Below are 15074 nucleotides of genomic sequence, written 5' to 3' on the forward strand. Positions count from 1 at the left end.
CCACGAGGCGGCGCTGCGCGAGAACTTCCTCTCGCTCGAAGCCACCCGGAGCCGGCATCTGGGCCCGACCCGGCGATCGACCGGTACGCCGCGACCTGTGGACCGAGGAGTTCGCCTTTCTCGGCTGCCCGGGCCAGGCCAGCCGGCGGGACGCCGGATCAAGCCGCCGGCGTCTGGGCGGTCGTCGGGTCAGGCCGCCGGCGTCTGGGCGGTCGCCGAGTCAGGCCGCCGGCGTCTCGGCGGTGGCGACGATCGTCGCCCGGGCCAGGATGTGCCCGGCCATCGTGAAGCCCAGGAAGGCCGGAGTGCCGTCGGCGGGAACGCCGATGGTCTCGACGTCGAGCGCGTGCACGGTGATGAAGTACCGGTGCGGGCCGTGACCGGCGGGCGGCGCGCCACCGACGAAACGGGCCGCGCGGGCGTCGTTGGGCAGCTGGAAGGCCGGCTCCGGCAGACCCGAACCGGTGTCGTCACCCGCGCCCTCGGGCAGCGAGGTCACCGCGGCCGGCAGGTCGGCGACCGCCCAGTGCCAGAAGCCGGAGCCGGTGGGCGCGTCGGGGTCGTACATGGTGACCGCGTAGCTCTTCGTGCCCTCGGGGGCGCCGCTCCAGCCCAGCGCGGGTGAGGCGTCCTGGCCGCCGGGCAGGCCGAACAGGCCGGACATCTGTGCGAGGGGCAGCGGCTCGCCGTCCTTGACGCTCGTGCTGGTGACGGTGAAGCCCGGCACCTCGGGCAGCCGGGCGAACGGGTCGTTCATGGTGTCTCCTCGTCCTTGCTTCGTCCTATGATCGACCAACGTACAGATAATCGATTATTCTTGCTAGAGTGATGACCATGACAGTGTCGGAGGGGATGTACGCCTCGATGCGCTCGGCCGTGCTGCGCGGCGAGTTCGAGCCGGGGCAGGCGTTGAAGCCGCAGGAGCTGGCCACCCGGCACGGGGTGAGTCTCGCGGTGGCCCGGGAGGCGCTGCTGCGCCTGGTCGGGGAGGGCCTGGCCGATCGCCGGCCCAACCGGGGCTTCGCCGTGCCGGCCACCGGCGCCGACCGCTGGCAGCAGATCGCCGAGGCGCGCTCGCTCCTGGAGCCGGCCGCCCTGCGCCTGGCGGTGGCCCGCGGCGACCTGGAGTGGGAGGCTGCCGTGCGGGCCGCTCACCACCGCCTGGCCGGCACCCCGTTCCACGACCGCGAGGGTGACGCCGGGGTCGGGGACGCATGGGCCGAGGCCCACCGCCGGTTCCATCGCGCGCTGCTCGAGGGCTGCGGCAACGATGTCGTCCTGCAGACGTTCGACCGGCTGTGGACGGCGGGTGAGCTGGCCCGCCGCTGGTCACCGGTCGCCGACCCGTCGCGCGACGCCGCCGCCGAACACCGGGCCCTCGAGCAGGCCGCCCTGTCCCGCGACGCCGACCGGGCCGCCGACCTGCTGTGCCACCACGTCCTGCGAACCGCGGCGGCGCTGCGGCCGGAGTGATCAGGCCCGGGGCGCGACGGACCCGCGTCGCGCCGGCAGCAGATGGCGCGGCGACCGCGTGGTCGGCACAGCCGCATCCTCCTATTCCTAGCCTCCTAGGATGCCTTAGCGGTAGTGCGGGAGGGGTTCGCTCCCTCTCTGCACCGGAGGACCGCACACGTGCGGGCCGTGCCGACCGATGATCTGCACTGTCAGGTCAGCATCGGCTGTCTTCGGTCAGCAGGTCTTCAAGGGGGAAAGATGGTGTCGTCGATAGTCGAGCCGCGTCACCTCGCGGCCGGCCGTTACCGGGCGGCCGTGGACGACGTACCGGAGGTCCTCGAGCTGGTCGCGGACGTCTGCCAGGCGCCCATGGTCGCGCTCAAGGTCGCCGACGAGGCGCACGCGCACTTCGCGGCCACGCTGGGCATGCCGATGGCGGTCGACGTGCCCAAGTCGCGCTCGCTGTGCGACATCGTCGCCGGGCGCAACGACGCCATGGTCGTCGACGACGCGCTGCACGACCCGCGCCTGGCCGACCACCCGCTGGTCGCCGGGGCCACGCACGTCAACTTCATCGCCGCCGCGCCGCTGCGCCACGACGGGCACATCGTCGGCGCGCTCTGCGTCTTCGACAACGGTCGGCGCCGGATCGACGCCGACACCACCCGGCGCTACCTCGAGCGAATGGCGCGCCGCGTCGACTGCGAGACGGGGCTGCGGCACCTGCTGGTCACGCGGTCGCCGTACGAGCTGACCGGCCGCGACGATCTGCTGGCCACGGTGTCGCACGAGTTCCGGACGCCGCTGACCGCCATCCAGGGGTACGTCGAGCTGCTGACCGACATGCCGGGAGCGCTGCCGCCGGCGTACGCCCGGCAGCTGGAGGCGATCGGCCGCAACGCCGGCCGCCTGTGCCGCACCGTGGACACGCTGGTCCGGGCCGTGCACCAGCACGACAACGAGCCGGTCGGGGACCGCCGCACCGTCGATCTGTCCTGCCTGACCAGGTCGGTGGCGGCCGGTCTGGGCTCGGCCGGGTCGCGTCTCGAGCTGAGCGCGCCGGATCGCGCGGTGCCGGTGCACGTCGACCCGGCTCTGCTCGAGGTGGCGATCGGGCACGTGCTGAGCAACGCCCTGGGGTTCAGCGCGCCCGGCCGGCCGGTGACCGTGACGGTCATCGACGACCCGAGCCCGGTGCTCGAGATCCGCGACACGGGGCCGGGTCTGAGCGCCGATGAGTTGCGCATGCTGGGTACGCCGTTCTTCCGGGGCTCGAAGGCCCGCGACGACGAGGCTCCGGGCATGGGTCTCGGGCTGGCCGTGACGCAGCGCATCGTCCGGGCGCAGGGCGGCGACCTGTGCTTCGCCAGCCCGGCCGACGGCGGCCTGGTCGCCCGGGTCGTCTTCAACGGAGGCTGAGGCTGAAACGGGGGTGGAGGCGGTGTCCGGCCTGTTTCGTACCGTCCGGAGCCGGGCATCTGACAGCCATGTTCCCCGCTGAGAACCTGCGCGACTGGCGCGGCGAGAAGGTCATCGATCCCGACGGCGACAAGATCGGCGACTTGGAGGCGGTCTATGTCGACACCGCCTCCGACCAGCCGGCTTTCGCCACCATCAAGGTCGGCATGCTCGGCCGGCACAAGCTTGCCTTCGTGCCGCTGGACGGCGCGACGGTGCTGCCGAGCGCCGTGCGTGTGCGCTACGACAAGAAGGTGGTCGGCGACGCCCCGACGATCGACGTCGACGGCGAGCTGGCCGCGGCCGACGAGCCGGGCGTCTTCGCCCACTACAACTTGCCCTACCAGACCGGTACGGCCGGCGAGCGCCGCCTGGCCCGCCGCTGACGTCCCCCGCCGTCGGAGCGTCGTCGAGCGTTGTCGAGGCCCGGCGGTGACGCGAACCCTGACGTGGTGAGGACCGGCGCGGACCGACCTGGGGTCCGCGCGGGTCATGACCGGCGTCAGGGTCGTTCATGTCCTGATGCCCCCGTCCCCGATCGAGCACCAGGATGATGCCGAGCGTCAAGGCTGTGCTGTTCGACCTGGACGGCACCTTGATCGACCACGACAGCGCCGCCGCGGTCGCACTCACCCGGGCACTGGAAGCGACCCCCGGTCTCAGTCATCTCGACCACGAACGCGCGCGTCACCGCTGGCGCGAACTTGAGAACCTCGCCATGGACCGCTACCTCGCCGGCGACTTGACGTTCACCGGACAACGTCGCCTGCGGGTCACCTCCATCGCCGCAGAACTCGGGCTGGGCACCTGGGATAACCCCCGGACCGACGCATGGTTCGCCAGCTACCTACGGCACTACGAAGCAGCCTGGTGCGCCTACGACGACGTCCAGCCGGCACTCCGAGCACTCGCCGTCCAGCGCCCCGGCCTCACCATCGGCGTTCTCACCAACGGTGACGCCGACCAGCAGCACCGGAAACTTCGGCGCACCGGACTCACCGCCGGCCTCTCCGAGGTCATAGTCTCCAGCACCGTCGGCGCCGCCAAGCCGGACGCGCGGATCTTCCATCACGGCTGCACGCGCCTGCGGCTGTCCCCAGCCGAAGTCGTCTACGTCGGCGACCGGCTTCACACCGACGCCATCGCCGCGACAAACGCCGGACTGCACGGCATCTGGCTCAACCGGAGCAACGACCCTCCGCACGAGGACATCTCGACCATCGGAACCCTCGGCGATCTCCCGGCCGTCCTGGCCGAGATCGACAGATGAGACCTGACGACGGGTTGGTGCACGACCTTGTGTTCCGGCCGGCCGGCGAGCGCCCCTGACCGTCGTGAGGTGCCCGTTACTGCTCGCCCGCATCAGGACTGCTCCCGCTTCGACCGGGGGATCTCGGCGCGCCGTCATCCCGTCCGGCCGGGATCTCACCGTGGGCGGCCGTCAGCCGTTGCTCGCCGGGGCGGGGCGAGCGGTCACCCGAGATGTCGTCGGCCCAGGTGAGCAGCCGGTGCAGGTGGGTGTCGGCCATCGCGGGCGTGAGGCCGGGGTTGCCGAGGGCGACGTCGCCGCTGGTGCCGTCGATGGTGATCACGGTGCCTTCGGGCAGCGACCGGTGGCCCGCCCGCGCTGCCGGGCCGTCGACGGTCAGCTCGGTCGTGCCGACGACGGCGGGCCGGCCCAGGGACCGGGCGACGACGGCGGCGTGGCTGGCCAGGCCGCCGCGGGTGGTCACGATGCCGGCCGCCGCGGCCAGCCCGTGCAGGTCGAGCGGTGAGGTCTCGGGACGGACGAGGATGACCGGCCCGTCGGCGGCCATCCGCGCCGCCCGGTCGGCCGTGACGGCTATCCGGCCGGTGGCCACGCCGGGGGAGGCGCCGCGGCCGCGGGCCACCAGGTCGCCGCCGAGCATGCGCGGGGTGGCGGCGGCGCGCAGGTGCCGGGGCGTGATCCGGCGTACGGCCTGGCGGCGGTCGATGAGTCCTTCGTCGGCGAGGTCGACGGCCACGCGGACGGCGGCGCGGGCGGTGAGCCCGCCGGGGCGCACCTGCAGCAGCCACAGCCGTCCGGACTCGATCGTGAACTCGACGTGGCAGGCGTCGCGGTAGTGCCCTTCGAGCGTCGACAGCGCGTCGAGGAGGTCGTTCCAGGCCACCGGTTCGTGTTCGCGCAGGGCGGGCAGGGGCAGGGTGGTGGCGCGGCCCGAGACGACGTCGTCGCCGCGCCGGCCGAACAGGACGTCGCCGTACGGGACGCGGGCACCGCTGCCGGGGTCGCGGCTGAAGGCGACGCCGCTGGCCCCGCGCTCGCCGTAGACCATCCGCTGGACCACGACGGCGGTGCCGAGGTCGTGCGGGATGCCGTGCAGCGACCGGTAGGTGCGGGCGCGCGGGGTGTTCCAGGAGGCGAAGACGTCCCGCACGGCCGGCGTGATCGGGCCGCGCACGTCGAGCAGGGTGGTCATCATGCCGGGCATCGACATCGCGGCGCCCGACCGCACGGACACCGCCTCGGCGTGCAGGTCGTCGCGGGCCGCGCCGAGCCCGGCGGGCAGCTCGCCGTGGCGCAGGAAGGCGCGGCCGGCGGGCACCCCGACGACGAAGCCGGCCGGCACCGGCAGGCCGAGCCGCATCATCGCGATCAGCCCGTGCGCCTTGCCGCCGAGCACGTCCGCGCCCCGGTCGACCGCCGGATCGAGCGGGAAGATCATCCGCGGGTCCGGCCGAGCGTGACGAGCAGATCTTCGTGCAGCTGGAACCAGACCACGTGGTACGAGGTCAGGCTGTCGGCCAGCTCTTCGAGGGCGCCGCCGCGGGCCCGGTCGAGGGCCGCGCCGAGCCGTCGCCGATAGCGTCCGAATCGCGGCAGCGCCGCGGCCAGCCGCCCGCAGACCACCTGGGCGCGCTGGTCGAGGTCGCCGAAGAGCTCCAGGACCCGGGCGTCGTACGCGGGGTCGCGGTGGTCGTTGGCCACGGGCACGCCGTCGACCGGGCGGAGCTGCCAGGCCGAGCACAGGTCCAGCAGTTCGGGGTTGAGGACGAGGAACTGCTCGTACGCGGCGCCCACCTCGGGGCCGGCCCCGGCCGTCTCGAGCTCGGCTGCGGCCTGCCGCGCGTCGCGGGCCCGGCCCGCCTCGGTCGGTCCCCAGGCGCCCAGTTCGCGGCGCACCAGACCGTCCACGGCCAGATCGATCAGCTCCGACTCGGTGTCCGCCTCGTCGAGGCCGGCCGCGTCGGCGACCCGGGCCAGCTCGGCGAACCCCAGGCAGCGCAGCGTGTGCAGCACCTGATTCATCAGGCCGGCCCGGCTTTCGCGGCCGCGTGGGCGGCACCCCGGCCGTCGGCCCGGGCGACGATCTCGCCGCCGGTGACCCGTACGGCCGTCTCGGTCTCGAACGTCGTGGCCGCGCCGGCCGCGGCGGCGAGGGTGCCGTGGTCGTCGAGGACGAGCCGCACCGGCCGAGGGGCCGCCCCGAAGACCTGGCGCAGCATCGCGGTGAGGTCGGTGATGCGCAGCCGGACGAGCGCGCCCGTCTCGGCCGGGTCGTCGCTGACCAGGGCCAGTGTGATGGTGTCGCCGGGGCGGGCGGCGCGGATCGCCTCCTCGGCGGCCGCGAGCCGGCCGGTGCCCAGCACCACGACGACGCCGTCGTCCACGGTGGCGGCCTGGCCGCTGAGCTCGTCGGTGATCCGGGCCGGCGGGTCCCAGCTCTGCCGGACCGGCCGGGCGGCCGGCACGTACGGCAGATGGGGTGGCTCCCAGCCGTCGGCGGGCTCCAGTCCGGCGAGCTCCAGTCCGGCGAGCTCCAGTCCGGCGAGGTGCCGGCAGGCGCGGGCCACGTCGAAGGGGTCGCCGAAGCCCGGGGCGCTCTCGGCCAGGCCGGCCGCGCCGTGCAGCATCGTCAGGATCAGCTCGGCCAGCCGCACCCGGCGACCGGGCCGCGAGCGATCCGATTCGAGCGCGACGGCCAGCAGCAGCGCTTCGAGCCGCGCGATCGGGGCCAGCGCGGCCCGTCCCCGTTCGTCGTCGAACACCCCGGTCAGCGACCGCGCCCGCAGTCGCCCGGCCGTGGCGTCGCCGGTGGCCAGCGGCAGCCGTTCGAGCCAGACGCGGGCGAAGGCCTCGGCCGCGTCCGCCAGCTTGGGCGGCGCTGCGGGCGCGGCCGAGGTGGGGGAGGGGGTGGCGTCGAGCAGGACCGCCAGATACAGCGACCGCTTGCTCGCGAAGTTGGAGTAGACGGCTCCGCGGGTCAGCTCGGCCCGTTCGGCGATGCGGTCGATCTTGGCTTCGGGGTAGCCGCGCTCGGCGAACTCGGCGCGGGCCGCGGTCAGCACGGCCGCGCGGGTGCGCGTCTGCTGCTGCGCGCGGGACATCCTCACGCCCTTAGGATACTCACATCATCCGAGTGATGAGAACATCTGAACGGCCCTCAGCGTGGGCGTTCGTGACCCGGCTGGTCGAGATCCGCGGGCGGCGCCGCTGGTCATTCCGCTTCCTGTACGCGCGGCCGCTCCCGCTGCCGGAGGCGCTGTCAGAGCCGCGTCGCCGTCCGGATCAGGCCCGCCAGCGCCAGTGACCGGCTGTGCGGCGGCCAGGCGATCACCGTCGTGACCAGCGGGGCGTCGAGCACGGGCACGGCGGCGAGCCCGTCGTGCAACGAGGACCGGATCGACTCGGGCAGCACGCTCACGGCCCGGCCCAGCGTCACCAGCTGGAGCAACTGGACCACGTCGTGCACCTCGGGCCCGGGCCCCGGCGGATAGGTGGCGTCGCCGCTGGGCCAGCGCGGCAGCGGGACCTGCGCGAGATCGGACATCCGCACGTGCGCCCGGGCGGCCAGCTCGTGACCGGCCGGCACCACCAGCACCTGGCTCTCGGTGCTGAGCTCCTCGATGTCCAGGCCGGCGGCGGAGTCGAACGGCAGGTGCAGCAACGCCACGTCGGCCCGGCCGTCGCGCAGCATTCGCTCCTGCTCACCGACGCTGCACAGCACCACATCGACGGTGACCGAGCCCGGTTCGGCCGCGTAGGCGTCGAGCAGCTTGGGCAGCAGCTCGCCGGCCGCCCCGGCCTTCGACACCAGCACCAGACCGGGGCTCTCCGAGGCCCGCCGGGCCCGCCTCTCGGCCGCCTCGACCGCACCCAGCGCGGCCCGGCCCTCGCGCAGCAGCACCGCCCCGGCGTCGGTCAGCGTCACCGAACGGCTGGTGCGGCGCAGCAGCTCGACCCCGATCCGGCGCTCGAGTTGACTGATCGCCCGCGACAGGGGTGGCTGCGCCATGCCGAGTCGTTGCGCCGCCCGCCCGAAGTGCAGCTCCTCGGCGACGGCGACGAAGTAGCGGAGCTCCCGCGTTTCCATACCGCCACGGTATCGCTGAGCACTCAGACGGTGTTGGCCCGATCCGGTCGCGGCGCCCAGGATCAATTCATGAGGACGACAACGGCGCTGGTCACCGGCGCGAACAAAGGTATCGGATACGAGATCGCGGCCGGATTGGGCGCGCTCGGCTGGGCCGTGGGCGTGGGCGCCCGGTCGGCCGAACGCCGGGACGCGGCCGTCGAGAAGCTGCGCGCCGACGGGGTGGACGCGTTCGGGGTGCCGCTGGACGTGACCGACAAAGCCGGCGTCACCGCTGCCGCCGCCCTGCTGGCCGAGCGTGGCGGCCTCGACGTGCTGGTCAACAACGCCGCGATCACCGGCGGGCGACCGCAGGAGCCCACCGTCGTCGACCCGGCGATGGTCGCGACGGTGGTGGACACCAACGTGCTCGGCGTCATCCGGGTCACCAACGCGATGCTGCCGCTGCTGCGCCGCTCGCCGTCGCCGCGGATCGTCACCATGTCCAGCAGCGTGGGCTCGCTGACGTTGCAGAGCGGGGGCACCGAGGACGTGGGCCCGATCTCCGCCGCGTACGCGCCCTCGAAGAGCTTCCTCAACGCGGTCATCGTGCAGTACGCCAAGGAGCTGGCCGGCACGAACATCCTGATCAACCTGGCCTGTCCCGGTTACGTCGCCACCGACCTGAACCACTTCAGCGGCTACCGCACCCCCAGTCAGGGCGCGGCCATCGCCGTCCGGCTGGCCACGTTGCCCGACGACGGCCCGACCGGCGGGTTCTTCGACGACGCCGGCCCGGTGCCGTGGTGACGCTGCACTGGTGATGCTCGTGCGAGCTGCCGCCGTCTCAATTCAGCAGGCTGACGCCCAGAGCGAGGACGGCCAGGCCCTGCAGGACGGCGCGGGGGACGATGATCCGGTCCCAGGCGCGCTGCCAGGAGCGTACGTCCGCCGGGGTTTCGTGGGCGTCGGCGGCCGCGGTGAGTCTGCGGTTGATGGGTGCGCTGATCCGCACGTAGAGCAGCACCCAGACGACCAGCAGCAGGAACGCCGCCCCCGCGCTCGCCGACGCGGCGGTGTGACCGGCCACCGCGGCGAGCACGGCCGCCACGCCGGCCGCGACGACACCGAGAATGCCGGGAACGGGCATGCGCCGGTCGGCCACGCCGTGCAGCTGGCCCATGACCGTCGTGAGCGTGGCGTCGTCGACCCGGGCCAGGGCGGATCGTTGCACGAGCGCGCAGAAGGCATCGGTGCCGTAGACGATGCCCGTACTCAGAATGGCCAGAAGCGCGGCCAGCTGCGCGACCAGGGTCATGCCCGGGGCTCCGGGCCGGTCAGCTGCGGCAGGGCGCCGACCTGCTGGAACACCTGCATGAGGTTCAGCTCGTCCCAGTGCTCGACGAACAGGCCGTCGCGTACCCGCCAGATGTCGATGCTGCGCATCTCGACCGGCTTGCCGCTGGCCGGGATGCCCAGCAGGTCGCCGGTGTGGGTGCCGCGATAGACGAAGCGGCCCACCACCCGGTCACCGGCGACGACCAGGTCTTCCCGGGTGACCTGGACGTCGGGCAGCCCGGTGAAGAAAGCGTTCCAGAACTGCCGGTTGGCCTCCCGCCCGTCGGCGACGAAGGCGTTGTGGTTCACGTAGTCGTCGGCGACGAACCGGTCCACCAGGTCGGCGTTGTGCGTGTTGGTCATCTCGACGAAGAGGTCGGTGAGTTCGCGTCCGGGGCTGGTCATGTCGGGCTCCTTAGGGTTAGCACCGCTAGCTGGTAGCAACGCTAACTCTGCGGACTGCTCGCGTCAATAGCGGTGCTACAACCGCTAGCAATGCTAAAGTCGGGCATGGCTATCGAGGATCGCCGGCTGCGTGAGCGCATCGCCCGCCGCCAGCTCATCACGGCAACGGCGCGCGCCCTGGCCGAGAGCGAAGGCTGGGACGCGGTCACCACACGCCGGTTGTCCACCGAGATCGAGTACAGCCAACCGGTGCTGTACAAGCACTTCGGTTCCATGGAGGAGATCGTCGAAGCCGTCGCCCTGGAGGGCTTCGGCGAGCTCGCCGTGACGCTGCGGGAGGCTCGTCACGGCGGCGCCACGCCGGCCGGCGAGGTCGACCGGGTGGCCGCTGCCTACAACGGCTTCGCCGCGGACAATCCCGCGCTCTACGACGCGATGTTCACCCGGTCGACGCGACTGCGCTTCGGCGCCGAGGACACTCCCGCTCCGCTGATCGAGGCCTTCGGCGAACTGCGCCAGGCAGTCACCACCATCGCGGCCGGCGGCGACGTCGACACGCTCACCGAGGTGCTCTGGGCCGCGCTGCACGGCCTGGTCCTGCTGGGCCGCAACGGCCGCCTGCGCCCGGAGCACGAGGCCGAGCGTCTCGAGATCCTGCTCGCGCGGTTCCGCGCGGCCGCCTCCTGACGACGGCCTGATTCCGCGTCGCCGGGGCAGTCGAACGAGACATTTTGAATGAACGACCCCAAGGGCGCACAGCGTAAGAGCCGTCCGGTGGGTAAGCGTAGGTTGAAACGAGATCAACATTCAGCTTGGAGATTCGTCATGCCCCATGCCACCACCCGTTCCCTCGACGGCACCGTCGTCGCGATCACCGGCGCCAGCGCCGGTATCGGCGCGGCCACCGCCTACTCGCTGGTCGACGCCGGCGCCCGGGTGGCCGTCTCGGCTCGCCGCGCGGACCGCCTCGACAAGATCGTCGAAGACCTCGGCGACGACAAGGTCGTACCGGTCGTCGGCGACGTCCGTGACCCCGGCCTGAGCGATGCCCTGGTCAAGGCGGCCGTCGACAAGTGGGGCCGGCTCGACACGATGGTCGCCAACGCCGGCATCGGCGCGTACGGCGGGATCCTGGACCTCGACGACGACACCCTGACCGAGATGGTCCAGACGAACTACCTGGGCACCGTCTGGAGCGCCCGCTCGGCGGTCAAGCAGTTCCGCGCGCAGAACAGCGGCGGCGACATCATCGTGGTGTCCTCCGTCGCCGGCTTCCGCGGCGGCGCCGACGAGGCCGTCTACGCCGGCACCAAGCACGCCCAGGTCGGCCTGGCCGGCTCCCTCGACCGCGAACTGCGCGCCGAAGGCACCCGGGTCACCCTGATCTGCCCGGCCGGGACGGCCACCGAGTTCGCCATCGGAGCCGGCCGCACCGAAGGGTCCCCGGACCTCGACGCCTACCTGCGCCCCGAGGACGTCGCCCACACGATCCGCGTCGTCCTGGAGCAGCCCCGCTCCGTGCGGACGACGGTCTGGCAGCTCTGGAGCACCGAGCAGCAGAGCTGACCCACCCGATCACGGCGGCGCCGTCCCGGCACGCAGGCTCGCCCACGCCGACTCAGGCCACGGGCGAATCCTGCACCGCGGGCGGATTCGACTCGACAACGTGCGGGCCACCGTTGGCGGCGCTCCCTGAGCGTCGCCTCGTGGCTTGCGGCCCACTGGGATCCGGGCGGTGATGTCCGAGCGGGCCGGGATTTTGGCGCCCGCTCGGCTTCATCCACCCGACCAGCAGTACTCGCTTTTGGCCCTTGAGCCCCCGCTCGGGCCAGGCCCTCATGTCGGACCCCGCTCTGATTGCATGCTTCTGAGGCTGTGTGCCGTCTAGGAATCGCTCCGGCCGAGTGCTGGGTGGGCGTCTCTCCGGAGCCATGCTGGTCGCTGTGCCGCTTCAAGCGGATGCCTCGGCCGCGCCGGAGCAACTGCCGCCCGCCGTCGACCGCCGTTTCGCCCAGCGCGGCAACCGTCTGAGACCTTCGGCGGGGTCGACAGAGCCGCGGGTTCAGTCAACGGGCCGTTGCCGTCCTGACCGAGCGACCGCGAAGTCGGACGCCAGGATTCGGCAGATTCCCCCGCGCGCTGAGCGCCCACTTCAGATGCTCCTAGCCGCCGCCGCCAGTACTTTCTCGCACGTCGGGGCTGCACTGTCATGATCCGCTTCAGATGGTGAACGTCGATCTTCTCAGCGGCCAGCAGAGCCTGAAAACTGTCGTACGTATGTTCGATTATGGTTCCCGTGATGGCAGACGTGCGGCAGCTGAGCGAGGACACGGCGAAACTCGCCGCGACCGCGTTGTGGCCCCTAGCCGACGATGAGCTGACCGCGTGCCTGAAGGAAGCACGTCGCCTGGAGCAGTGCGCCGCAGCCCTGCAGGCGCGGCTGGTGCACCAAGCCATCACCCGCGCTCTGCCCACAGCACAGGGCCACCGCAGCACCCCCAGTTGGCTCCGCACCCACCTGCTGCTCGACCCGCAACCAGCCCGCGAGCTGGCCGCCCAGGCCGCCGCACTGACCCGCCACCCAGCGGTAGAACAGGCAGTCTGGGCCGGCCACCTGAACCTCCGCCAATCCACCGTGATCGCCGAAACCCTAGATGCCCTCCCCGACGACCTAGCCCACCACGACTACGGCACTACCCCCGATGACGCCGCCGCCGACGACGGCCACGACGGCCACGACGGCCACGACCGCCACGACTGTCATCATGACGGGGACAAGGGTGGCAGCGGCCATGACGACTGCGGCTGTCAACGCGACGGCGACAAGGGTGGCAGCGGCCACGATAACTGCGGCTGTCACCGCGACCGCGACCAAGGCAGCGACGGCAACGGCATCGGCAACGACGGCAATAGCGACTGTCATCGCGCCGGAGACAAAGGCAGCAACGACCCCGACCGTCCCCACGACCGGCACGACGGCGCCGGTGACGACTACCCGAGCCGCAGCGATGGTCAGGACTGCGGAGATGACCAGAACGGCCACGATGTATCCCGCCTGGTCGAGCTGGCCCAGACCACGATGATCGGCATGGCCGAGCGGCTACCGGCCTACCAACTACGCCGAGTGGGCGAACGCATCCTGGCCCACGTCGCCCCGGAACTGGCCGAACGAGCCGACGAAGCAGCCCTGGCCCGTCAGGAAGCCCGCGCCCACCGCCGTCGCAAGTTCACCTTGTCGCTGCCATCCGACGGCCTGGTCCGCATCTCCGGCCTGCTCGGCACCGAAGACGCCGCCATCATGCACGCCGCCCTGCACCCACTGTGCACCCCCACGCCGGGCGACGACCGCACAGCAGAACACCGCCGCGCCGACGCCCTGATCGACATCTGCCGACTGGCTCTACGCACCGGAGAGCTACCCGCCGACGGCGGCGAACCACCCCAGCTGGCCGTCACCGTCGCCTACGACCTACTAACCCGACTCCCGCTCGTCGGCATTGCAAGCACCGGCAGCTCTGGCAGCGGGACCTCGCACGCCGGCGCCTCAGGGCCAGAAACTGTGGGCAGCGCCGCCTCGCACGGCGGTACTTCGCGCGCCGGCGCCTTGGCCAGCGGGACTTCGGGTAGCGGAGCCTCGCACGGCGGTACTTCGCACGCCGACGCCTCTGACATCGGGACTATGGGTAGCGGCGCCCTGCACGTCGGTACCTTGCACGCCGGCGCCTTGGCCAACGCGACTTCGGGTAGCGGCGCCTCGCACGACGGTGCTTTGCACACTGCCGCCTTGGGGAGCGGGACTTCGGGTAGCGGCGCCTCACACGACGGTGCTTTGCACACTGCCGCCTTGGGCACGGCGACTTCGGGTAGGGGCGCCTCTCAATTCGGCACCTTGGGCACCGAAACGTCGGGCAGCGACATACCGCACTCCGGCATCCGGAACTCTGGCACCTCACATACCGGAACTTCGGGGAGTTGCGCCCCGCACACCGGCACCGCGCACACCGGTGCCTCCGGTCTGGAAACTTCAGTCAGTGGTGACCCGCAAACCGGTACCTCAAGCACGGGGACTCTGGGCGGCGGCAACCCGCACACCGGCACCTCGCACAACCGAGCCTCGGGTCCGGGGACTTCGGGCACCGGCAACCCGCACACCGGCACCTCGCACAACCGCGCCTCGGGTCCGGGGACTTCGGGCACCGGCAACCCGCACACCGGCACCTCGCACAACCGAGCCTCGGGTCCGGGGACTTCGGGCGATGGCAACCTGCAGACCGGCACCTCAAGCGAGGGGCCTCTAGTTCGCTGCGCGTCGCACACCGTCACCATAGGCAACGGCACGCTGAGTGTTGGCGCGCGGAGCGCCGGCACGCTGAGCATCGGGACGACCGACACCGGGCTGCGTCTGTCGGCCGCCACGATGCGCAGGCTCGCGTGTGACGCCCGGATCCTGCCGTTCGTGCTCGGCGGCGCCGGCCAGATCCTCGACACCGGCCGCGCCCGCCGACTTGCCACCGGCCCCCTACGCCGCGCCCTGCACCTCCGCGATCAAGGCTGCGCGTTCCCCGACTGCGACCGCCCACCACGCTGGACCGACGCCCATCACCTCATCCCCTGGACCAGCGGCGGCCCGACCACCCTGAACAACCTGGTCCTGCTGTGCCGCCACCACCACCGACTCATCCACCACCCGGGTGGTGGCTGGCAGATCCGCCTCGGCCCCGACCAGCACCCCGACTTCTACCCACCACCGTCCATCGACCCGCTACGACGACCACGCCGCAACCTCTACCACCGACGCCAATAACCGCCGTCCACCCACCACGCGCAACACTCATCCGCAGATGGACCAGTCGACCTTGCACAGGCTGCGCCCGGCGCTCGTCCCATGGTCAACTCGAAGTCATGCGGCCAAGCTGCCAGGGGAGGCGCTGTTCGGACAGCCGGCGCACAACAGAGATGTGCAGGTTGAACGCCTGCCGGACGAGCAGCGCGGCCATGATCAGCCCGTTCGGATGGTCCGGCTGGGCTGAGGTGCCCTGCCGCAGGGCGCAGCGGGCGCAGCGGGCGCCAGATGATCAGCAG

General features: G+C 72.1%; 15 protein-coding genes. 8 read left to right on the top strand and 7 right to left on the bottom strand.

Going from position 1 to position 15074, the window contains the following annotated elements:
* Positions 1–220: 220 nt before the first annotated feature.
* A complete protein-coding gene (locus HJC40_RS31345; RefSeq protein WP_250006644.1) occupies positions 221–757 on the bottom strand; it encodes a YbhB/YbcL family Raf kinase inhibitor-like protein in 537 nt (178 codons plus the stop codon).
* A gap of 77 nt (positions 758–834) precedes the next feature.
* Here HJC40_RS31345 and HJC40_RS31350 point away from each other — a divergent pair, with 77 nt between their 5' ends.
* From HJC40_RS31350 to HJC40_RS31365, 4 genes are all read left to right on the top strand, one after another.
* Positions 835–1473, top strand: coding sequence for a GntR family transcriptional regulator (locus HJC40_RS31350; protein ID WP_250006645.1), 639 nt, complete (start codon positions 835–837; stop codon positions 1471–1473).
* A 240-nt stretch (positions 1474–1713) separates the two neighbouring features.
* Entirely contained in the window at positions 1714–2874 is a 1161-nt protein-coding gene (locus HJC40_RS31355) for a GAF domain-containing sensor histidine kinase (RefSeq protein ID WP_250006647.1), read from the top strand.
* Between the two features lie 68 nt (positions 2875–2942).
* Positions 2943–3299 (top strand): PRC-barrel domain-containing protein, encoded by a 357-nt coding sequence (locus HJC40_RS31360; RefSeq protein WP_250006649.1) that lies wholly within the window; start codon positions 2943–2945, stop codon positions 3297–3299.
* A 185-nt stretch (positions 3300–3484) separates the two neighbouring features.
* Positions 3485–4183 (top strand): HAD family hydrolase, encoded by a 699-nt coding sequence (locus tag HJC40_RS31365; protein ID WP_250006651.1) that lies wholly within the window; start codon positions 3485–3487, stop codon positions 4181–4183.
* 76 nt (positions 4184–4259) lie between these two features.
* On the opposite strand, the gene HJC40_RS31370 is transcribed toward HJC40_RS31365, so the two are convergent.
* The 4 genes from HJC40_RS31370 to HJC40_RS31385 all read right to left on the bottom strand — a co-directional run bounded on the left by HJC40_RS31370 (position 4260) and on the right by HJC40_RS31385 (position 8270).
* A complete protein-coding gene (locus tag HJC40_RS31370) occupies positions 4260–5621 on the bottom strand; it encodes a PEP/pyruvate-binding domain-containing protein (RefSeq protein WP_250006653.1) in 1362 nt (453 codons plus the stop codon).
* The gene (locus HJC40_RS31375; protein WP_250006655.1) at positions 5618–6205 is read right to left on the bottom strand and encodes a transcriptional regulator; all 588 of its coding nucleotides are present in this window, start codon (positions 6203–6205) and stop codon (positions 5618–5620) included. The genes HJC40_RS31370 and HJC40_RS31375 overlap by 4 nt, the downstream gene beginning before the upstream one ends.
* Positions 6205–7284 carry a TetR/AcrR family transcriptional regulator gene (locus tag HJC40_RS31380; protein ID WP_250006928.1) on the bottom strand — a complete coding sequence of 360 codons (1080 nt, stop codon included), beginning with the start codon at positions 7282–7284 and terminating at the stop codon, positions 6205–6207. The genes HJC40_RS31375 and HJC40_RS31380 overlap by 1 nt, the downstream gene beginning before the upstream one ends.
* A 158-nt stretch (positions 7285–7442) precedes the next feature.
* On the bottom strand, positions 7443–8270 hold the full coding sequence (locus tag HJC40_RS31385; protein WP_250006657.1) for a LysR family transcriptional regulator: 828 nt from the start codon (positions 8268–8270) through the stop codon (positions 7443–7445).
* Positions 8271–8339: 69 nt separating this feature from the next.
* Between HJC40_RS31385 and HJC40_RS31390 the strand changes: the two genes are divergently transcribed.
* Positions 8340–9059, top strand: a complete 720-nt coding sequence (locus HJC40_RS31390) for an SDR family NAD(P)-dependent oxidoreductase (RefSeq protein WP_250006659.1) — start codon at positions 8340–8342, stop codon at positions 9057–9059.
* Positions 9060–9096: 37 nt separating this feature from the next.
* Here the strand turns inward: HJC40_RS31390 and HJC40_RS31395 are convergent, their stop codons facing one another.
* Both HJC40_RS31395 and HJC40_RS31400 read right to left on the bottom strand, forming a co-directional pair.
* A complete protein-coding gene (locus tag HJC40_RS31395; protein ID WP_250006661.1) occupies positions 9097–9567 on the bottom strand; it encodes a DUF1772 domain-containing protein in 471 nt (156 codons plus the stop codon).
* Positions 9564–9992 carry an ester cyclase gene (locus tag HJC40_RS31400; RefSeq protein ID WP_250006663.1) on the bottom strand — a complete coding sequence of 143 codons (429 nt, stop codon included), beginning with the start codon at positions 9990–9992 and terminating at the stop codon, positions 9564–9566. The genes HJC40_RS31395 and HJC40_RS31400 overlap by 4 nt, the downstream gene beginning before the upstream one ends.
* A 105-nt stretch (positions 9993–10097) precedes the next feature.
* Here HJC40_RS31400 and HJC40_RS31405 point away from each other — a divergent pair, with 105 nt between their 5' ends.
* The 3 genes from HJC40_RS31405 (at position 10098) to HJC40_RS46720 (ending at position 14796) form a co-directional block, all read left to right on the top strand.
* Positions 10098–10679, top strand: coding sequence for a TetR/AcrR family transcriptional regulator (locus tag HJC40_RS31405; RefSeq protein ID WP_250006665.1), 582 nt, complete (start codon positions 10098–10100; stop codon positions 10677–10679).
* Between the two features lie 138 nt (positions 10680–10817).
* Positions 10818–11558, top strand: a complete 741-nt coding sequence (locus HJC40_RS31410; RefSeq protein WP_250006667.1) for an SDR family oxidoreductase — start codon at positions 10818–10820, stop codon at positions 11556–11558.
* Positions 11559–12291: 733 nt separating this feature from the next.
* The gene (locus HJC40_RS46720; RefSeq protein WP_374273181.1) at positions 12292–14796 is read left to right on the top strand and encodes a DUF222 domain-containing protein; all 2505 of its coding nucleotides are present in this window, start codon (positions 12292–12294) and stop codon (positions 14794–14796) included.
* The last annotated feature ends 278 nt before the right edge of the window (positions 14797–15074 follow it).

The organism is Actinoplanes sp. M2I2 (genome assembly GCF_023544445.1).
In the GTDB taxonomy this organism is placed as follows: domain Bacteria; phylum Actinomycetota; class Actinomycetes; order Mycobacteriales; family Micromonosporaceae; genus Actinoplanes.